A 19824-nucleotide genomic window follows, 5' to 3' on the forward strand; every position below is an offset into this window, starting at 1 on the left:
GGCCCGACAACGCCTCGCCGGGAGTGCCCGCGCTCCCTCGATCACCTTCGTCCGGACGTTCCACGCCCGTGCGGTAACGGGTGTGACACCGGAGACCGTCCGGCGTCACACCCGCCACTCACGCTCGCAACCGACGTCGAAGCACGCTCACGCCGCGGCGCCGGGGACGTGGACCTGCACGTCCGCGAGCAACTTGGGCACCAGCTCGTCCAGCTCCATGCGACGCTCGACGTTGACCAGTTGCGACGGGGTGGTCCGAGTGGCCACCCGAGGCGGCGCCAACAGACTGCAGCAGTCCTCGTCGGGCAGCTTCGAAATCTCGGCCGTGCCGATACGACGCGCCTCGGCGATGATCTCCTCCTTGTCCCAAGCCAGGAGGGGACGCAGCAGCGGAAGTTCCGCCGCCTCCTCGACCGTCGCCATGTTGGCGAGCGTCTGACTCGCCACCTGTCCCAGGCTGTCGCCGGTGATCAGCGCCTGCGCACCGAGTTCGGCGGCCAGGGCACTCGCGGTACGGACCATCAGCCTGCGCTGCGCCACGATCTGCAGGTTGCCCGCGCCCGCCGTCGCCAGCGCACGCTGCGCGTTGCCGATGGGAATCACGTGCAACCGCGAACCGCCCTGGAACCGGTCGAGCTGCCGCACCAACGCGTACGCCTTGTACGTCGACGACGGCCCCGTCAACGGCGCGCCCGTGAAGTGGACGAAGTCGCACCGAAGGCCACGCCGCATGGCGCGGTAGGCGGCCACCGGCGAGTCGAATCCTCCCGACAGCAGCACCAACGCCCGGCCACTGGCACCGACCGGCAGGCCGCCCTGACCGCGCTGCTTCTCCAGGGAGACGAACACCTCGCGCTGGTCCACCTCGACGGTGATCTCGACCTCGGGATCGGTGAGGTCGACGGGCCAGCCCCACTCCTCGACGACACGGCTGCCCACGTGGGCGGCCACCTGCTCCGAGCCCATCGGGAACCTCTTGTCCCTGCGATGAGCCCGCACCGCGAACCGGCGCCGCCCGGCCTCCTCGGGGCTGCCGAACCGCTCGGTGAGCGCCTGTGACACCGCCGCCACCACGTCGTCCATGGTGCGGCTCGTGCGCAACGCCGGCTGCACGACGCTGACACCTATCACCCTGTGAGCGCATTCGACCAGCTCAGGCACCGGCGCCCCGGAGAGCACCACCACCCCCGGCCGCTGGGAGATCCGGACGGGAGCGGACGCGCTCTCCACCGCGTGCCGAAGGGACTCACGCAGGTGTTCCTCGAACCTGCCCCGATTGCGGCCCTTGAGCATCAGTTCGCCGTACTTCAACAGCACGCACGGCCGAGCCATCCGCTCACCTCCTCGACTTCGTCCTCCGCACAATCACGGTGACGATACCGGCTCTCACCTCGCGCTCGACACGGTCGTTCCCACAACGTGCCGAGCGGGCGGCTCAGCCTTCGCCACGCGCGTGTGCGACGTCACCGACCGCGGTCCGGCACCGGAGCCCGACACGGCCACCGACAGCACGGCCGGCAACGTGGGCAGCCCGGCCCCGGCGAACGCCGGAGACTTCCTCTCCTTGGCGGGGAACGACTCCGGCGACTCCGCAACGGCCTTCGGGCCGGTGCGATCGGCCGAGACCTCGTCGGGGAGCGGCTCCAACAACGGCCACGCGCCGACGAGCGCCTCGCGAGCCGCACGCAGCTCCGAGGCAGCCTTACGACGCGCCTCCTCCAGAGCGCGCACGCGCTCGGTGGCCTCGGCCACGAGCCGCTCGGCCCGCTCGGTGGCCTCCGCGATGATCCGCTCGGCCTCGGCCTTCGCGGCCGCCTCCCGGCGGGCGAGCGCCCGGTTCATCTCCTCCCGGCGCGCGGCGAGGTTCTTCGCGAAGTCACGTTCGAGCTCCTGCCTACGACGCATGGCGCGCTCGTCGGCGTCCCGGCGCTCGCGTTCGGCCCGCTCCGCCTCCGCGGCGGCCTCGGCCTTGATGCGCCGCACGAGTTCCCGGTGCTGCTCTTCCAGCTCCGCCCGACGTTCCTCCAGCTCGTTCTCGCGCTTGTCGAGTTCGGCCCGCCTGCGGTCGGCCTCGGCCCGCGCCTCGGTGAGGATGTCCTCCGCCTCCCGCTGCGCGAGGTCCACCATGTGCCACAACCGCTCGGAAAGGCCGTCGGGCTCCACCGGGGTCCGACACACGCGATCGAGCCGCCGCCGCAATTTGTCGTTCTGGCGGCGCAACGCGGCCAGTTCTTCCGATTGGGAACGAACGTATTGGGCCGCGGCATCCCGGTCGGCGGTCACCGCGTGAAGGGACTCCAGCAGATCTCGCACGTACTTTCTGACCTGGGCGCGGTCGTAACCACGCCACGTCACACGGAATTCACCTGGCTGTTGCGGCCAACCGTTGCGGTCCTGTGCACTCGTCATACCCACCTCGCCCGGCGTCAGTGCGGATCGCCAACCATAGACGCATTGCTACTTCCCAGACTAGTAAGGGTTTGCAAGGCAGCGGGCATGCCCTCCGTTACACCACGGGGAGTCGCGATGGACACAATGGACGCCACCGCGGCGACGGCCCCGCGGCCACGTCCCCGCGCCCCGATCACGACGTCACGACGCATCCGCCGAAAACATTGTTCCGCGCCCTTTTCCGGAGCCGATGGGCGATTTTCGCGATTTCGCTCCCAGAAGCCACACCTCGCCCGCGAACCATTCGCCGTCGCGACGATTCCCACAGCGGCGGGAAACTGAGACATCGGTTCGAAAAACCCGGCCTTCCCACCGCGACCGGCCGGGGCCCGCGGTGAGGCGGCGCTCGGCCGCCGCACCGCGGACGCGAGGTCTTACGCGGGCCCTTCGGTCACGAACCGACGGCCGCGGGCTCGGCGCGCGGCGAACGTAGTCCGAGCCGGTCCACCAGTTCCCTCGTGGCCTTCGACCGGTTGAAGGTGTAGAAGTGCAGCTCCGGCACTCCCTCGGCGAGGAGCCGTTCGCACAGCTCCGTGATGGTGTCGAGACCTTCGGCCCGGAACGCCTTCGGGTCGTCGACAAGCGGTTCGAGGCGCTCGGACAGCCATCGAGGAGGAGTCGCACCGGACAATTCAACGGTCTTGCGCCACGTCCGGGGAGTGGTGAGCGGCATGATGCCGGGCAGGATCAGCGCGTCACTGCCCGCCGCCGCCACCCGATCCCGCAATCTCAGGAAATCCTCGGCCTCGAAGAACAATTGCGCGATCGCGAAATCGGCCCCCGCCTTCAGTTTCCGCACGAGGTACTTGGTGTCCGTCTCCAGGTCGACGGAACGCGGATGACCGTAGGGGAACGCCGAAACCCCCACACAGAAGTCCCCCAGCTCGCGCACGAGTCGGACGAGTTCCTCGGCGTAGGTCAGGCCCTGCGGGTGCGGCACCCACTCCCCCATCGGATCACCCGGCGGGTCGCCGCGTAAGGCGAGAATGTTGCGGACCCCCACCGCGGCGAAGTGTCCGATGACGTTACGCAGTTCCGCGACCGAATGATTGACGGCCGTCAGATGCGCCATCGGCACCAGCGTGGTGTCGGTGGCGACACGGGCGATATTGCGAATGGTTCCCTCACGACTGGACCCACCCGCTCCGTAGGTGATGGATATGTACGCGGGGTCAAGCGGCTCCAGCTCACGGATCGACCGCCACAGCACGGCCTCGTCCGCCTCATCACGCGGCGGGAAGAACTCCACGGAGAACGTGGGACACCGCGCGCTCGCCAGCCGGTCGACAACCCTCCGCACGATCAACTCCCTTCGGGCGACGCGGAACCGCCGCCGAGCCGCCCCGAACGGCGGCGGTTCCGCGAGGCGGGCACCGTCAGTAGCGGTAGTGGTCGGGCTTGTAGGGCCCGTCCACGTCGACACCGATGTACTCGGCCTGCTCCTTGGTGAGCCGGGTGAGCTTGACGCCGAGGGCGTCGAGGTGCAGCCTCGCCACCTTCTCGTCGAGCTTCTTCGGCAGCACGTAGACCTTCTTGTCGTACTCGCCGGGCTTGGTGAACAGCTCGATCTGCGCCATCACCTGGTTGGTGAAGCTGTTCGACATCACGAAGCTGGGGTGCCCCGTGGCGTTGCCCAGGTTGAGCAGCCGCCCCCGGCTGAGCAGGATGATCGAGTGGCCGTCGGGGAAGACGTACTCGTCGACCTGCGGCTTGATCTCGACCCGCTTGATGCCGGGGATCTTCTCCAGACCCGCGACGTCGATCTCGTTGTCGAAGTGACCGATGTTGCCGACGATCGCCTGGTGCTTCATCCGAGACATGTGCTCGGCGGTGATGATGTTGAAGTTACCGGTGGTGGTGACGAAGATGTCGGCGGTCTCGACGACGTCCTCCAGCACCGTCACCTGGTAGCCGTCCATCGCGGCCTGCAGCGCGCAGATGGGGTCGATCTCCGTGACGATCACGCGGGCGCCCTGACCTCGCAGCGACTCGGCACAGCCCTTGCCGACGTCACCGTAACCGCAGACCACGGCGACCTTGCCGCCGATCAGCGTGTCGGTGGCGCGGTTGATCCCGTCGATCAGCGAGTGACGGCAGCCGTACTTGTTGTCGAACTTCGACTTCGTCACCGAGTCGTTGACGTTGATGGCGGGGAAGAGCAGCTCGCCCGACCTGGCGTACTCGTAGAGCCGGTGCACGCCCGTGGTGGTCTCCTCGGTGACGCCGCGGATGTTCTTCGCGATCCGGGTGAAACGACCGGGGTCCTCGGCGAGGCTCTTGCGCAGCGTGTCCAGCACCACCCGGTACTCCTCGGAGTCGTCCTCCGAGGGCTCCGGCACGGCCCCGGCGGCCTCGAACTCGACACCCTTGTGCACGAGTAGCGAGGCGTCACCGCCGTCGTCGAGGATCATGTTCGGGCCGTCGCCGTCGAAGTTGAAGAGGTGGTTGGTGCACCACCAGTAGTCCTCCAGCGTCTCGCCCTTCCACGCGAACACCGGCACGCCCTGCGGTGCCTCCGGAGTCCCGTTCGGGCCGACGACCACCGCAGCGGCCGCCTCGTCCTGGGTGGAGAAGATGTTGCACGACACCCAGCGAACCTCGGCGCCGAGTTCCACGAGGGTCTCGATGAGCACGGCGGTCTGCACGGTCATGTGCAGCGAGCCCGCGATCTTCGCGCCCTTCAGCGGCTTGGAGGCCGCGTACTCCTTGCGAGTCGCCATCAGGCCCGGCATCTCGTGCTCCGCCAGCCGAATCTGGTGCCTACCCGCCTCGGCCAACGACAGATCGGCGACGGCGAATTCGAGGCCGTTCACCTTCTGCAACTTCGCGCTCATGGTGTCCTTTCTTCGTCGTGGGAGTGAGCCCACTGGTCAGGTGTTGAAATACTTGGCCTCGGGGTGGTGGGCCACGATCGCATCCGTTGCCTGCTCCGGATGCAGCTGGAACTCCTCGGACAGCGTCACACCGATGCGTTCGGCGTCCAACAGCTCCATGATCTTCGTTCGGTCTTCGAGGTTCGGACAAGCACCGTAACCGAGGGAGAACCGCGCGCCGCGATAGCCCAGCTTGAAGAACTGCTGCACGTCCTCCGGGTCCTCGGCGGCCACCGGCGTGCCCGACGGGAAGCGCAGCTCCTGCCGGATACGACGGTGCCAGTACTCGGCCAACGCCTCCGTGAGCTGCACGCCGAGTCCGTGGACCTCCAGGTAGTCCCGGTAGGAGTTGCGAGCGAACAACTCGTTCGCGTAGTCGGCGATGGGCTGCCCCATCGTCACGAGCTGCAGAGGCAGCACGTCGACCTGCCCCGTGCTCTCGACCTTCTCCCGTGGCCGGAAGAAGTCCGCCAGACACAACCTGCGGTCACGCCGCTGCCGGGGGAAGCGGAACCGCAGCCGCTCCAGGGCGTCCGGTTCGTCCTTCTCCACCACGACGAGGTCGTTGCCCTCGGAATAACACGGGAAGTAGCCGTACACGACCGCGGCGTGCGCGAGCACCCCGCGAGTGGACAGCTCGTCGATCCAGGCCCGCAACCTCGGCCTGCCCTCGGTCTCCACGAGCTCCTCGTACGAAGGCCCCTCGCCCTTCCGTGCCCCGCGCAGCCCCCACTGCCCGAGGAACGTCGCCCGCTCGTCGAGCAACGCCAGGTAGTCCGCCACGGCGATGCCTTTGACGATCTTGGAGCCCCAGAACGGCGGCGTCGGCACGGGAACATCGGGATCGACGTCCGAACGGGTGGTGTCGTTCGGGTCGGCTTCGGGCCCCTGCTCGGCCCGGCGCTTCTCGGCGATCCGCAGCGACCGCTCACGGCGGGCCTTGCGTTCGGCCTTCTTCGCCCGCTCGGCCTCGTCCTCCTCGGGAGTCTCGCCACGCTTGATGGCCATCACACGGTCCATCAACTTCAGGCCCTCGAAGGCGTCCTTGGCGTAGCGGACGTCGCCTTCGTAGATCTCGTCGAGGTCGTTCTCGACGTACGTGCGGGTCAGCGCGGCTCCGCCGAGCAGCACCGGGTACTTCTTGGCGACCCCGCGGGAGTTCATCTCCTGCAGGTTCTCCTTCATCACCACCGTGGACTTCACCAGCAGACCCGACATGCCGATGACGTCGACCCGGTGTTTCTCCGCCGCCTCCAGGATCGCGTTGATGGGCTGCTTGATGCCGATGTTCACGACGTCGTAGCCGTTGTTCGACACGATGATGTCGACGAGGTTCTTGCCGATGTCGTGGACGTCGCCCTTCACCGTGGCCAGCAGGAGCTTGCCCTTGCCGCCGGCGTCGGTCTTCTCCATGTGCGGTTCGAGGTAGGCCACCGCGGTCTTCATCACCTCGGCCGAGGCGAGCACGAACGGAAGCTGCATCTGACCGGAACCGAACAGGTCACCGACCACCTTCATGCCGGCAAGCAGGTTCTCGTTGATGATGTCGATCGGGCTCTTCTCCCGCATGGCCGCGTCGAGATCGGCCTCAAGACCGTTGACCTCGCCCTCGACGATGCGCTTCTCCAACCGCTCGAACAACGGCAGCTTCGCGAGCTCCTCGGCACGGGAGGCACGCGCCGAGGAGGCGGTCTTGCCCTCGAACAGCTCCATGAGCCGCTGCAGCGGGTCGTAGCCGTCCCGCCGGCGGTCGTAGACGAGGTCGAGCGCCACCTGCCGGGCCTCGTCGTCGATCTTGTTCATCGGCAGGATCTTCGACGAGTTCAGGATCGCGGAGTCGAGCCCCGCCTGCCGACACTCGTGCAGGAACACCGAGTTCAGCACCTGACGCGCCGCCGGGTTCAGCCCGAACGAGACGTTGGACAGCCCCAGGGTGGTCAACACGTCCGGGTGACGCTTCTTCAGCTCGCGGATGGCCTCGATCGTCTCCAGGGCGTCCCTGCGGACCTCCTCCTGACCGGTGGTGATCGGGAAGACCAGGCAGTCGATGATGATCGACGACTTCGCCAGGCCCCAGTTGGTGGTCAGGTCCTCGATGGCGCGCTCGGCGACCCGGAGCTTCCAGTCGGCGGTGCGGGCCTGCCCCTCCTCGTCGATGCAGGTGACGACCACGGCGGCACCGTGCTCGACGGCGAGTTCCATGATCCGCTGGTAGCGGCTCCCCGGCCCGGTGCCGTCCTCGTAGTTCACCGAGTTGATCGCGCACCGCCCGCCGAGGTGTTCGAGACCGGTGCGCACGACCTCGGGCTCGGTGGAGTCGACCATGATCGGCAACGTCGACGCCGTGGCGAGCCGGGAGGCCAGCTCGGCCATGTCACGCGTGCCGTCCCGACCCACGTAGTCGACGCACAGGTCGAGCACGTGCGCGCCCTCGCGGGTCTGGGCCTTGGCGATCTCGACACAGTCGTCGTAGCGCTCGTCGAGCATCGCCTCACGGAACTTCTTCGAGCCGTTCGCGTTGGTGCGCTCCCCCACGTTGAGGATCGACGCGTCCTGCTCGAACGGCACCGGCTGGTAGACCGACGACAACGACGGCTGGTGCCGCGGCCGCCGCTCCTTCCCCGGCAGCGACGACACCGCCTCCACCACGGCGCGCAGGTGCTCCGGCGTCGTACCGCAGCACCCGCCCACCAAGCGGGCCCCGAAGTCCGTGACGAACGTGGCCAGCGCCTCGGCCAGCTCGTCGGGGCGCAACGGATACACCGCGCCGTCGGGGCCGAGCTCGGGCAGCCCGGCGTTCGGCATCACCGAGATCGGCACGCGGGCGTGCTCGGACAGCACCCGCAGGTGCTCACTCATCTCGGTGGGCCCGGTGGCACAGTTCATGCCGATCATGTCGATGCCCAGCGGTTCCAGCGCCGTGAGCGCCGCGCCGATCTCCGAGCCGACGAGCATCGTCCCGGTCTGTTCCACCGTCACCTGAGCGATGATCGGCACCCGGCGGCCGGCTCGCTCCATCGCCCGCTTCGCGCCGACGACCGCCGCCTTGGTCTGCAGCAGGTCCTGCGACGTCTCCACGAGCACGGCGTCCACCCCGCCGTCGAGCATCCCCAGCGCGTTCTCGACGTAGGCGTCCCGCAACACGGCGTAGGGGGCGTGGCCGAGCGTGGGCAGCTTCGTCCCCGGCCCCATCGACCCCAGGACGAACCGCGGCCGTTCGGGCGTCGAGTACTCGTCGGCGCACCGCCGCGCCAGGACCGTGCCCTTCTCGGCCAGTTCCCGGATCCGGTCGAGGATGCCGTACTCACCGAAGTTGCCGTAGTTCGTCCCGAACGTGTTGGTCTCGATGGCGTCGCAGCCGACCTCAAGGAAGCTGCGATGCACCGCCGACACCACGTCGGGGCGGGTGTCGTTGAGGATCTCGTTGCACCCTTCCAACTGGGCGAAGTCGTCGAGCGACAGGTCGAAGCCCTGGAGGGCGGTACCCATACCGCCGTCCGCGACGAGAATCCGCTGGCCCAACTCGGCGAGAAACCGACTGTCCATGTTCACACCCGCAGCTTGGATTCGATCTCGGCCGCGGCGTCATTGCCGTAGGTCGTGGCCACCCTCTTGGAAAACTCAGCCCGATCCAGGGTGTATTCCTGCGTGCCGACGGTCTCCAGAACGATGGCAGCCAGAGTACACCCGACCTGCGCGGACCGCTCCAGGTTGAGTTTCGCGGCCAGGCCCCACAAAAACCCGGCCCGGAAGGCGTCGCCCACCCCCGTGGGGTCCGCCTCGTCGGTCACCCGCACGGCCGGCACGCTCAGGGGCTCGGTGTTCCGCGACTCGACCCTCACCCCGTCGGGTCCGTAGGTCTTCACCCAGTAGCCGACCCGGTCGAGGACCTCGGCCTCGGACCAGCCCGTCTCCTTCAACAGCAGGGACGTCTCGTACTCATTGGTGAACAGGTAGGAGGCGCCGTCCACCAAGGTGCGGATCTCGTCCCCCGCCATGCGCGCGAGCTGCTGGGACGGGTCGGCGGCGAAGGGAATGCCCAAGGTGCGACACTCCTCGGTGTGGCGCACCATCGCCACCGGGTCGTTCGGAGCGATGATCACCAGGTCGAACGCTCCCACGCGGTCGGCCACGGCCCGGAGCTCGATGTTCCTGGCCTCCTCCATCGCCCCGGCGTAGAACGACGCGATCTGCGCCTGGTCCTGATCGGTCGTGCAGAGGAACCGCGACGTGTGCTTGGTCTGCGACACGTGCACCGACCTGGTGTCGACACCGTGCCGTTCCAGCCACGAACGGTAGTCGTCGAAGTCTCGGCCGACCGCGCCCACCAGGATCGGCCTCATCCCGAGGCAGCCCAGACCGAACGCGATATTGGCCGCCACCCCGCCTCTACGGATGTCCAGCGTGTCGACGAGAAACGACAGGGACACCTTGTCGAGCTGATCGGCCACGAACTGGTCGGCGAATTTTCCGGGAAAGACCATCAGGTGGTCGGTGGCGATGGAGCCGGTCACCGCTATGCGCATGCAAACACACTCCTCGTGGGGGTGTCGTGGACCTCGGGAACTGGGGACGACGGGCGGGCGTGGCGGGCGACCGATGCCACCGGCCGTCCGCCACGCGACGGGAACGGTCCGACGAAGGTCGAGCGTCCTTCGACGCTCACGCCCTCGCGGCGTCCTTCAACGCGGACGCCCGGTCGGTCCTCTCCCACGGCAGGTCGAGATCGGTACGACCGAAGTGCCCGTAGGCGGCCGTCGGCGCATAGATCGGCCGCAACAGGTCCAGATCACGAATGATCGCCGCCGGACGCAGGTCGAACACCTCGGTGATCGCCGACTGGATCTTGGCCGGATCCACCTTCTCCGTACCGAAGGTCTCCACGAACAACCCCACCGGCGCCGCCTTGCCGATCGCGTACGCCACCTGAATCTCGGCTCGCTCGGCCAACCCGGCGGCGACGATGTTCTTGGCCACCCACCGCATCGCGTACGCCGCCGACCGGTCCACCTTCGACGGGTCCTTACCCGAGAACGCACCACCACCGTGCCGCGCCATCCCACCGTAGGTGTCCACGATGATCTTGCGACCCGTCAACCCCGCATCCCCCATCGGACCACCCACCACGAACCGACCCGTGGGGTTGATCAGTGTCCTGGGCTCGGTGGCGTCCAGGCCCAGCGACTCGATCTCCGGGGTGATGACGTGCTGGATCAGGTCACGGGCCAGCATCTCGTCGAGGTCGATGCCGTCGGCGTGCTGGCTGGAGATCACCACGGTGTCCAACCGCACCGGGCGATCCCCCTCGTACTCGATGGTCACCTGCGTCTTGCCGTCCGGCCGCAGGTACGGCACCGTGCCGTCCTTGCGCACCGCCGTCAACCGCCGCGACAACCGATGCGCCAACGCGATGGGCAACGGCATCAGCTCCGGCGTGTCCGAGCACGCGTACCCGAACATCAACCCCTGGTCCCCGGCCCCCTGCCGGTCCAACTCGTCGAGCGCGTTTTCCAACCGGCTCTCGTAGGCGGCGTCCACACCCTGGGCGATGTCGGGGGACTGCGAACCGATGGCCACGTTCACCCCGCACGAGGCCCCGTCGAACCCCTTGGCCGACGAGTCGTACCCGATCTCCAGGATCGTGTCCCTCACCAGCGTGGGCACGTCCACGTACGCCTCGGTGGTCACCTCACCGACGACGTGCACCTGGCCGGTGGTGATGAGCGACTCCACCGCGACCCGACTGCTGGGATCGGCGGCCAACAGCGCGTCCAGGATGGTGTCGCTGATGGCGTCACACATCTTGTCGGGGTGGCCCTCCGTGACGGACTCACTGGTGAACAGCCTTCGATTAGCAGTCACTATGCATCCTCGTCTCTCGTCGCTGACAATTCGCCGTTCGCGTCTTCCGGAGTTCCACCTCTAGGCGCGCGCGTGGAATATGCCCCAAGCGAGGTTACCGGCCCGTCCACCGTCGACCCAGTGCTTGAGACCGATCTTCATGCGCGTGAGGTAGGTCTCGCTGACCTTGGAGGAAATCTCCTCGTGCCGCCGCTGTGCCTCCTCCAAAACTCGCTGGTAGTGAACGGCCAGTTGCTCTGTGTGATCCTCGAACTCGACTACGGACAAACCGAGTTTGCTCAGTTCTCTGCGATAGAAACCCGGCGAACCGAGACTGTCCAGGTGCAGTCGGTCGAAGATCGGCTGCAACACCGTCCGGTCGCAGTCGTCCGACGCCATGGGATCGGTGAAGACGAACTCCCCGCCCGGCCGCAGCACCCGCGCGACCTCCTCCAGCACACGGACCCGGTCGCCCCCGTGCAGCATCGCGTCCTGGGACCACACGACGTCGAACGCGTCGTCCTCGAACGGCAGGTCCTCGAAGGAGCCGTTCACCACCTCGACGAGTTCCGACAGCCCCTGCTCCGCGGTGAAGCGACGATTGCGCTCGTTCTCCACCTCGCTGAGGTTGAGGCAGGTGACCCGACAACCGAACGTCTTCGCGAGATACCGGGCCGCGCCGCCGTAACCGGAACCGATGTCGAGCACACGGGTCGAGGGCGTGAACCCCACCTTGGACGCCATGTGCTCGACGGTGCGCCTGCTCGCCGTCGCGATGTCCTCGTGCTCGTCGGCGTAGAGACCGATGTGAATGTCCTCGCCGCCCCAGATGGAGTAGTAGAAGTTGTCGGCGTCGTCGGAGTTGTAGTAGTCGCGCGCGACGGTGACCGCCGCCGAGTCTCGCCTCCGGCCGGTGTTCACGGGGTCGTAGCTCTTCTCCGCCACGTGGATGAGGAAGTCGGGGTCCTGCGCCCGGAACGTCTCCTGGAAGTCACCGTAGGTCTCCACCCGCTGGAACCCCACTTCGCGCAGCAGCCTGCGCAGGTAGTCCCTGCGCAGCGGGAACATGTTGAGGTGGTACTGCGAGTTGTCCGGGAAGCGGTAGCGGAACCGGGCGAGTCCCTCGTCGACGTACTCGGGCTCCGCCGAGACCTCCTCACCGCAGTAGTAGTACGTGTGCCTGCCCGAGAACCCGCCGTCGAGGATGGCGTCGTAGTTGCGTTGGTCGATGACCAGGATGCCGTCGGGCTTCAACACGGCGTAGAACTCGGCGAGCGCCTTGCGACGGTCACGCTCGGAGAACAGGTGCGTGAACGAGTTGCCGAGGCAGACCACCGCGTCGAACTGTCCCGACACGTCCCTGCTGAGCCAGCGCCAGTCGGCGTGCACGACACGCAGGATGTGACCCCCGTGGTTGAGGCCGTTCTCGAACGCCTTGGCCAGCATCTCCGCGCTGCCGTCCACGCTGACGGTGTCGAACCCCTCCTCAAGGAGCCGAACGGAGTGGAACCCCGTACCGGTGGCCACGTCGAGCACCGACTTCACGCCGTAGGACCGAAGCAGGTCGACGAAGAAACCACCCTCACTCTCGTAGCGCTTCTCCCAGTCGATGAGTTCGTCCCACTTCTCGACGAAGCCCCGGACGTACTCACTGGTGTAGTGGTCGGTGTCGCGAACGGTGAGCGGGTCACTCCCGAACCCCTGCGCGGGGTGCGCGTCGGTCTCGGGTCGTCCGCCGTTCCCGGTCTCCGCCCGTCCCACCCGGACGGGGGCGGACCTCGAACCTTTCATCACACATTCCTTCCACGGTCGAGCACGGATTGTTTTTCGCGACGTTCCGTTGGCATTCCTCCTCAGCGTGGACGCACGTGGAAAAAATAATCACCGAATACATCGAGGGAACATATTGAAGGCGAACAACGCCATACCCCCGACACTACTTTTTCCAGGCGCACAACTCGGTCTCCCCGACAGCCGGTTTCCCCGACCCCGAAGCGACCGGGCCTGATTTCAACACATCGTTGATGATCTCCGCAATATGTCGCGGACCCACCTCGGGGCACCCTCGCGACCATGACAATGGGTCTTTTGCGTGACCCGGATTCTCACCCGCCGTACAACCCGCCCCGGCGATGTCCGGAGTCAATTCACCCGGCACCGGCAAATGCGACGGGACGGAAGAGCACCGTCGAATACACTGGACAACCGTGGTCCGAGCCCCGCGCGGAGAACCTGTGTCATCACCACGACACCACCGCGAGGGCGAAACTGGGACCTCGGGAAACGGGGAACCACCGTTCACCCGAGCAGAGCAACGAGCCGAGGGGCAATCCACCGAAAAGACACTCTTCGTAATCGCTTGGAACGAAGGTATGACTTTGATCTTCCGTCGAGTTCGTGTCACATTCGGCAACTCGTTGCATCATGAACAACCCAGGTGTCGAGGCACGGCAATCCCCGCGCCGACGAACCGACACACTCGGACGACATCGACGATCCGTACCGCTACCGAAGCGTCCCGTGATCGACGGGAAATACAGTGTCGAAGACAACACACCGAAACGGCGGAGCCCGCTTCTACGGAGAGCATCACGGGCCCCGAAAGAAACCGAAGCCACTCCCGAATTAAGTGTCCCGGTGCTGCTGGGGGTTCAGCACCGGGACACCCTCGCTGCCGATGCACCCTGGGGAGGGATACAGGCGCTCGGCCGGCCGACAGAAGAACGACAGTTCGTCGGCTTCGCCCCGAAGCATACGCGGGAGCCCAGTACTTGCATAGTTTTCCACCTCCGCGCATTCCGTTCACCGGAACACGGACCGCGCCTCGTCGAGGAACGTCTTCCACACCGCGACGGCGGCCCTCGCGAGCACATCGGCGACCGCCGACGAAGACCCGATGTCGCCCTCGGCCGCGTCGTAGTCGTCCCAGAGCGCCGTCGCGGCAAGAGGAAGGAGCGTCGCGGCCGGATGCACGCGATATCCCTCACCGTCGCGGTATCCGTCATCGGCACGCAGACCCACGACCCTGGCCGCGACCCGGCCCGCGTCGTCGACGATCGTCTCGGCGAGCTCGGCCGCGCGGGCCGGCGCCTCCCCCGGACCGGCGAGACACAGCACTCGATGACGCACCTGCCACAAGCCCAGCTCGGGGTACGGAGAGCCCGGCTTCGGGTCCCCGTTCCCCGGTTCGGAACATCCGGCCACCCGGTTCGACAGCCGAAGCCGGGCCAGGGCGAGCCCCCGGACGTAGGCGGCGACATGCACCCGCTCCAGCTCTCCGAACGGCGCCCGGTCGTGACGACACGCCCGAGCACCGCTCGGATAGGACACCGGACCGCCATCCTCGGCGGTGGTGAGTTCGGGCGTGCCGGTCCACCGAAGTACGGGCACGTCGCCGATGCGATGCAAGGGCCTGCGCACATAGCGGCTCAGGCGAAACGCGGCCTCGACGGCGTCGCACGCCGCGGCCCGGACCTCCAACTCCACCACCCACAGGCGCACATGGCGCCCTCGTCGGCGTGCTTCCCACCGCTCGACGTCGGCGGCTTCACGCTTCGCCCGCTCGGCCGCCGGACCGGACCGGGCGACGTGTTCCAACGCCCGCAGTCGCGTGTCCGCAACGGCCACCGTGAGCGGCGTGTGGTCACCCATCCCACGACGTCCGAACCCTCCGACCTCCTCCCGGAGAGACCCTCCCGAGCCGGCGTCGTCCGACACGCCGCGTTCGCCCACGGACGCCCCCAGTCCTCACCGTTTCCGTCGCACGGGTCCGGCGACGTGACCAGGCGAGGGGGTTCCCCACGGCCGACGTCGCCGGGGGCTAACGTGACAAGCGTCCAACTGTCCGTAGCCACATCGAATGTAGCGGGCTACCCAACTAGCGCGCTACACCGCGGTGTGGCCCATTTGGGTGAAGGCTGTCTTCTTCACCCGCAGCCGAAAGGTGAGGCCTTTGGTCGAGGTGAGCCACGTCGTCGCGGAGTGGGCGTTCACCCAAGGACTGAAGAAGCTGCGTGAGACGAGCAAGAACTCCAACCAGAGCGAGATCGCCCGCAGGATCGGCAAGAGCCGCGCGACCATCGGACATTACGAGATGGGTCGCTACCTGCCCAGTCACGACAGCCTCGACATCATGCTCGACGCCTACGGCCACAGCGACCGCGCCCCGTACTACCGGCAACTGCGCGACCGCGTCGAGATGCACTCGCCCGACTGGTGGGAGGACGAGTTTCCCGACCACTTCCCTCCCCGCTCCCTGAAGCTACTCGCCGGGTTCGAGTACTCGGCCACCGAGCTGCGCGTCTTCGAGCCGCTGCACGTGCCGGAGCCCCTCCAGACCCCCGCCTACGCGGAAGCCCTCCTGCGCGCCGGGCTCACCGGCCACCGAGCCGACCAGTTGACACTGCACCTGCGCATGCTCCGCGGCAGGCAGGCGGTCCTCGATCGAACCGACGCACCTCGCCTGACCTGCGTACTGGGCGAGTCGGCACTGCGAAGCCCCGTCGGGGGCCCGCTCGTGCTCGGCGAGCAGCTCAACGCGCTGGTGTCACAGGCGAACCGGGACAACGTCGAGATCCGAATACTGCCCGACCACAGCGGAAGGCCGGCGGGAGCGACGAGCGGCTTCACCGAGCTGCTATTGCCTACCGAGATCATCCAGGACTTCTCCGAAGTGGTGTACGTCAGCACCCCTGTCGACCGCATCCACTACGAAAGCCCCGAAACTCTGGCCATCTTCCGAGACCTGTGGGAGCAGACGAAGCAGGCGACGCTCTCCCCCGAGGAGTCGACGGAGGTCCTTGCCGACCTCGCCCGCCAACTCACCAAGGACGCTTCCTGAGACCCACCCCGGACGGCGGCGTCGGACATCTGCCGCCCGTGGCAGGACACCACCCGAACGGCGTACCGCAACGCCGGGACACTCCCGGACGGCGGCCCCCTCGCACGGCGCAGTGGTGACGCGACCCGCGCCTCTCCCGGCCTTCTTCTGCCATGCCTTCCCCCTGACGCGATGGCGCCACCCGCGACGCCGACGTGCCGATACGGGTGGCGCGGCCGGGTCGGAAGGGGCAGTCCCGGCCGCGCCACCACGGCCGCCGTCGCACGATGAACGGTCCCGCGGCGACAGCCGCCGAGACTGTAGCACGCTACGTGACTACCGCGCTACACCGCGGTGCTTAGCACATCGCGCGAGGGAGAGTCAGCGTGACGCCCTCCGGAGCCGCCCGTAACGGACGGCCTCGAGCAGTTGCTCGGCGGGCACGTCGAGCGCGACGCTGAGCCACTGTCGCCAGTACGGGCCGGGGACCCGTTTGCCCCGCTCCCACCTGGCCACCTCGTCGCGGCTCACGCTGGAGTTGTTCGACAGCTCCGCCAACCGATCGGCGAGCTGGTACTGCGTCATCCCACGGAGTTTGCGAACCCGACGCATCAGCTCCCAGATCGGTTCGCCTGCTCCCTCCGGATCTGATTGGCGTGACACACCAGGACTCGACACTGTCGGCACGTCACCGGTGGCAGGGTGCCGGGTCGCGGATACATCGGCCCGCGACGCGGTCTCATGAATTGACATTGGCATCGTCTGCGAGGTTCGGGAACGGTTTTCCGCCTCGTCGTGGCAGCGACAGGTCACAGCAGGCGGACACATCCCGCAAACCCCCAGCTGCGCGACCGCACCACGATCGACGCCGCACTAGCTTCTAGCACTGACACGGAGGCTGCTACCACCAAACGGGCTATTTTCCACAAATGCAATTCACCTCACATCCCGCCCATCGTGGATGCCGATACCCCCACTGCGAGCGCCGCAATAAAGCAGGCGCCGCCAGAATCAATATCGCCGACGCGGACGAGTCGTTACCCCGTCCGACGGCACCACGCCCGTCAATACCGGAATACTCGCCGTCGAAATCGCGTCGACTTCATTTCTGGCCCCCTGCTTCCGGAACGACGTAACGGCTAGAGTTCCGCAACACGTCATCCGTAATTCATGGGGAGCAGGCGTGCCAGCACGACGCGGCCAGGGTCACCGCGACTACGCGGACATCGGCAACAGAGGAGAGGAACGCGACTACACCGTTCGCGCCGTCGAGCGGGTCTGTTCGATCCTCAACCTGCTCCAGGAATCGGTGGAGGGCACCTCCCTGATCGAAGTCGCCCAGGAAACCGAATTGCCGAAGTCGTCGGCGTTCCGCTACCTGTGGACCTTGGAGGCCCACCGCTACGTCGAACGCGACAGCGCCACCGGCCTCTACCGGCTGGGGCTCGGGTTCATCGGCATGCAGTCACGCCACCTGGAGGTCCTGAGGGAACGCGCGCGTCCGTGGCTGGAAAAGCTGCGCGACGAATTCGGCGAAACGGTCAATCTGGCCATCCTGGACGGCGACCACGTCGTCTACCTCGACGTCGTCGAGAGCCGAAAGCGAGTCAGGTTCGCCTCGGCCAGGGGCTCCAGGGAGAGCCTGTTCGCCACCGCCCTCGGCAGGGCGATCGCCAGCCGGTTCTCCGACGACCAGGCGCGCGAACTCGTCGAGAACGCGCTCGACGAGGAGGCCGTGGACGAGAAGTTCCTCGCCGAGCTCTCCGAGGCCCGGCGCCAGGGTTACGCGATCAGCGACGACGAGGACAGCCGATGCGTGGCCGCCCCGCTGGCGAGCACTCGCCTTCCCGTGGCGATCGGCGTCACCGCGCCCGCGGTACGGTTCACGGCGGCCGACGCCGAAAAGGCGGCCGCGAGGTTGCTGGAGGTGACCCGCGAGCTCGCCACCGGCCCCATCCCCGAGCAACGCACCGGCGCTCCCACGCCCGCGTGAGCGAGGCGCCACTGCCGCTATGCTCCGCGTCGCGCCGCGGTCCGCACGTGAGCACAGCGTGGCGCAGTTCTATCGTGCTGCCATGAACGGTCCCGAACGGAAGAAGTACAACCCGGAGAACAAGACCGGGTACGAATACGTGCTGCTCGCCGATCACCTCGCCGGCCTCATCGAGAAGGGTGAATGGCCCGTCGGCAGCCGCATTCCCGGTGAACGCGCGCTGTCGGAGGAATACGGCGTCGCCCTGGACCCCGTCCGCAAGGCCACGCGAATCCTGCGGGAACGCGGGCTGGTGCAGACATTGAAGTCCAAGGGAACGTTCGTCTCCCCACGCGACTGAGGTCTCGGCGAACGCACGAGCCCGAGAAAGCGAGCGGTCGCACCACACGCGGCGCCCCGAGCCGGGTCTGCCACGCGTCCGGTGTGTCGACCACAGGCGGCTCGGTCACGCCGTGCCGTTCCTCCCGCCGACGCACCGTCGGTTCACGCCGCGGGCCTCGCCGTGCCCGCGCAGCTCCCACGCCGGTCGGCCATCGTGCTCGCCACATTCCGCCACGCTCGGGACACCAATGACGTACCGTGCGGTAACACCACTGGGCGTCTCGCACGGCTCCGACGCTTTCGACTTCTTGTTCCGCCCCCTTCCCGTGTTACCGGCTTAAGGCCTGAGGCGGTAACATCGCCGACATGCCGTTCCCAAGGACCGAGGCGCCGGGCGAGTTGCACAAGCTGGAGCAGCTCTGCAACTCCGCACGGCTGCTCTACACCGAGGACGCGCTGATCACGGCCGCGAGCGCCTCCGCGTGGTTACGAGCGATCGGCGTGGACGCCGGTGAGCTCAACCGCAAGGAACACGAGCTTTTGGTGAAACTGCGGGAGACTGTTCGGGATCACCTCGACGGTCAGGAACGAACGTCCGAACTCAACAAGCTCGCCAAGCTGCTACTGGCACCACCTCGGTGGTCGTCACGGGGGGAACCGGTCCTGCCCCCCAGGAAGACCGGTCCGCTCGACGTCTATCTCGGCGAGTGCATCGCCTTGGTCTTCACGTCCGGACTGACCGGGGAGTTGGAACGACTCAAGGTCTGCCGCAACCGCGACTGCCGATGGGTGTTCTACGACCGCTCCCCCGCGCAGAACAGCATCTGGTGCAGCATGGACGTCTGCGGCGCGCGGCAGAAGATGCGGACCTACCGCTCCCGCCACGCTCGGTGAACGACGAAGGGCCTCTCACGAGAACGCGGCCGAGGGCGCCGTGGCCGCCAGCACCGCCTCGCCGAAGTCCCGGCACACCGGCAGTTCCCGATCGAGGTTCGTGATCCGCACCAGCCGCAGGATCACGGAGGGACATACCAATGCCCAGCGCACGCGGAACCGTTCGGCGAGGGCGGACGTGTGCACCAGCACCGACAGCCCGGCGGCACCGAAGAACGTGGTGTCGCTCAGGTCTACAACGAGCGCCCGCGCACCGGGCAGGGCGGCTTCCACCCGCCGTCGCAGTATCGGCGCGCCGAGCAGATCGACCTCGCCGATGACCCGCACCACCACCAGCCCGACCACCGGCCGGTCGACTCGCACCTCGACGTCGTCCTTCGTGCACACCATCCGGTCGCCGCCTTCCGTCCGAAAGGATTCCCCCGGCGCGGCTGGGTCACAACCACCGTCTCAGACCGTACGCCCGGCACTGTTGGTGTCGCAAGCACAACGATCTGCGAACACAGCCGGTAACAAGGCTGGACAAACGTCCACAATGGAGGAACAATCACCCACCCGCCCGGTCACTCTCCCTAGCTCGCACGTGCGACGCCCTCGGCGACCCGAAAGATCCCACGCGAGGTCATTCCGTA

At 67.2% G+C, this 19824-nt stretch carries 15 protein-coding genes; 4 read left to right on the forward strand and 11 right to left on the reverse strand.

Annotation, left to right across the window (positions count from 1 at the left end; translation table 11 throughout):
• Window positions 1-147 precede the first annotated feature (147 nt).
• From thiI to SACGLDRAFT_RS14895, 9 genes are all read right to left on the reverse strand, one after another.
• Window positions 148-1332 (reverse strand): tRNA uracil 4-sulfurtransferase ThiI, encoded by a 1185-nt coding sequence (gene thiI, locus SACGLDRAFT_RS14855; protein ID WP_005465631.1) that lies wholly within the window; start codon window positions 1330-1332, stop codon window positions 148-150.
• Window positions 1333-1386: 54 nt separating this feature from the next.
• Window positions 1387-2355, reverse strand: a complete 969-nt coding sequence (locus tag SACGLDRAFT_RS14860; protein WP_232283975.1) for a metallopeptidase — start codon at window positions 2353-2355, stop codon at window positions 1387-1389.
• A 487-nt stretch (window positions 2356-2842) separates the two neighbouring features.
• On the reverse strand, window positions 2843-3751 hold the full coding sequence (locus SACGLDRAFT_RS14865) for a methylenetetrahydrofolate reductase (protein ID WP_005465634.1): 909 nt from the start codon (window positions 3749-3751) through the stop codon (window positions 2843-2845).
• Between the two features lie 76 nt (window positions 3752-3827).
• Window positions 3828-5285, reverse strand: coding sequence for an adenosylhomocysteinase (ahcY, locus tag SACGLDRAFT_RS14870; protein WP_005465635.1), 1458 nt, complete (start codon window positions 5283-5285; stop codon window positions 3828-3830).
• 36 nt (window positions 5286-5321) lie between these two features.
• On the reverse strand, window positions 5322-8870 hold the full coding sequence (gene metH, locus SACGLDRAFT_RS14875) for a methionine synthase (protein ID WP_005465636.1): 3549 nt from the start codon (window positions 8868-8870) through the stop codon (window positions 5322-5324).
• A 2-nt stretch (window positions 8871-8872) separates the two neighbouring features.
• Window positions 8873-9850, reverse strand: coding sequence for a carbohydrate kinase family protein (locus SACGLDRAFT_RS14880; RefSeq protein ID WP_005465637.1), 978 nt, complete (start codon window positions 9848-9850; stop codon window positions 8873-8875).
• A gap of 136 nt (window positions 9851-9986) precedes the next feature.
• The gene (metK, locus tag SACGLDRAFT_RS14885; protein WP_005465638.1) at window positions 9987-11186 is read right to left on the reverse strand and encodes a methionine adenosyltransferase; all 1200 of its coding nucleotides are present in this window, start codon (window positions 11184-11186) and stop codon (window positions 9987-9989) included.
• Between the two features lie 60 nt (window positions 11187-11246).
• Complete coding sequence (locus SACGLDRAFT_RS14890; RefSeq protein ID WP_005465639.1) at window positions 11247-12956, reverse strand: glycine/sarcosine N-methyltransferase; 1710 nt, start codon at window positions 12954-12956, stop codon at window positions 11247-11249.
• 1011 nt (window positions 12957-13967) lie between these two features.
• The gene (locus SACGLDRAFT_RS14895; RefSeq protein ID WP_005465640.1) at window positions 13968-14816 is read right to left on the reverse strand and encodes a hypothetical protein; all 849 of its coding nucleotides are present in this window, start codon (window positions 14814-14816) and stop codon (window positions 13968-13970) included.
• 301 nt (window positions 14817-15117) lie between these two features.
• On the opposite strand from SACGLDRAFT_RS14895, the gene SACGLDRAFT_RS14900 reads away from it, so the two are divergent.
• The gene (locus tag SACGLDRAFT_RS14900) at window positions 15118-16005 is read left to right on the forward strand and encodes a helix-turn-helix domain-containing protein (RefSeq protein ID WP_040919129.1); all 888 of its coding nucleotides are present in this window, start codon (window positions 15118-15120) and stop codon (window positions 16003-16005) included.
• 360 nt (window positions 16006-16365) lie between these two features.
• On the opposite strand, the gene SACGLDRAFT_RS14905 is transcribed toward SACGLDRAFT_RS14900, so the two are convergent.
• A complete protein-coding gene (locus SACGLDRAFT_RS14905) occupies window positions 16366-16596 on the reverse strand; it encodes a helix-turn-helix domain-containing protein (protein ID WP_040919132.1) in 231 nt (76 codons plus the stop codon).
• A gap of 571 nt (window positions 16597-17167) precedes the next feature.
• Here SACGLDRAFT_RS14905 and SACGLDRAFT_RS14910 point away from each other — a divergent pair.
• The 3 genes from SACGLDRAFT_RS14910 to SACGLDRAFT_RS14920 all read left to right on the forward strand — a co-directional run bounded on the left by SACGLDRAFT_RS14910 (window position 17168) and on the right by SACGLDRAFT_RS14920 (window position 19192).
• Window positions 17168-17977, forward strand: a complete 810-nt coding sequence (locus SACGLDRAFT_RS14910) for an IclR family transcriptional regulator (protein WP_005465643.1) — start codon at window positions 17168-17170, stop codon at window positions 17975-17977.
• Window positions 17978-18059: 82 nt separating this feature from the next.
• Window positions 18060-18317, forward strand: a complete 258-nt coding sequence (locus SACGLDRAFT_RS14915; RefSeq protein ID WP_040920030.1) for a GntR family transcriptional regulator — start codon at window positions 18060-18062, stop codon at window positions 18315-18317.
• 347 nt (window positions 18318-18664) lie between these two features.
• Complete coding sequence (locus SACGLDRAFT_RS14920) at window positions 18665-19192, forward strand: CGNR zinc finger domain-containing protein (protein WP_005465645.1); 528 nt, start codon at window positions 18665-18667, stop codon at window positions 19190-19192.
• A gap of 15 nt (window positions 19193-19207) precedes the next feature.
• On the opposite strand, the gene SACGLDRAFT_RS14925 is transcribed toward SACGLDRAFT_RS14920, so the two are convergent.
• Complete coding sequence (locus SACGLDRAFT_RS14925) at window positions 19208-19582, reverse strand: STAS domain-containing protein (protein WP_005465646.1); 375 nt, start codon at window positions 19580-19582, stop codon at window positions 19208-19210.
• Between the last annotated feature and the right edge of the window lie 242 nt (window positions 19583-19824).

This window comes from Saccharomonospora glauca K62, from assembly GCF_000243395.2.
Classification (GTDB): domain Bacteria; phylum Actinomycetota; class Actinomycetes; order Mycobacteriales; family Pseudonocardiaceae; genus Saccharomonospora; species Saccharomonospora glauca.

Coding starts and splice junctions, on each gene's coding strand:
- SACGLDRAFT_RS14915 (WP_040920030.1), top strand. CDS start 18,060: ATGAACGGTCCCGAACGGAAGAAGTACAACCCGGAGAACAAGACCGGG.
- SACGLDRAFT_RS14905 (WP_040919132.1), bottom strand. CDS start 16,596: ATGCGTCGGGTTCGCAAACTCCGTGGGATGACGCAGTACCAGCTCGCC.
- SACGLDRAFT_RS14890 (WP_005465639.1), bottom strand. CDS start 12,956: ATGAAAGGTTCGAGGTCCGCCCCCGTCCGGGTGGGACGGGCGGAGACC.
- ahcY (WP_005465635.1), bottom strand. CDS start 5,285: ATGAGCGCGAAGTTGCAGAAGGTGAACGGCCTCGAATTCGCCGTCGCC.
- metH (WP_005465636.1), bottom strand. CDS start 8,870: ATGGACAGTCGGTTTCTCGCCGAGTTGGGCCAGCGGATTCTCGTCGCG.
- SACGLDRAFT_RS14920 (WP_005465645.1), top strand. CDS start 18,665: ATGCCGTTCCCAAGGACCGAGGCGCCGGGCGAGTTGCACAAGCTGGAG.
- SACGLDRAFT_RS14895 (WP_005465640.1), bottom strand. CDS start 14,816: ATGGGTGACCACACGCCGCTCACGGTGGCCGTTGCGGACACGCGACTG.
- SACGLDRAFT_RS14925 (WP_005465646.1), bottom strand. CDS start 19,582: ATGGTGTGCACGAAGGACGACGTCGAGGTGCGAGTCGACCGGCCGGTG.
- SACGLDRAFT_RS14880 (WP_005465637.1), bottom strand. CDS start 9,850: ATGCGCATAGCGGTGACCGGCTCCATCGCCACCGACCACCTGATGGTC.
- thiI (WP_005465631.1), bottom strand. CDS start 1,332: ATGGCTCGGCCGTGCGTGCTGTTGAAGTACGGCGAACTGATGCTCAAG.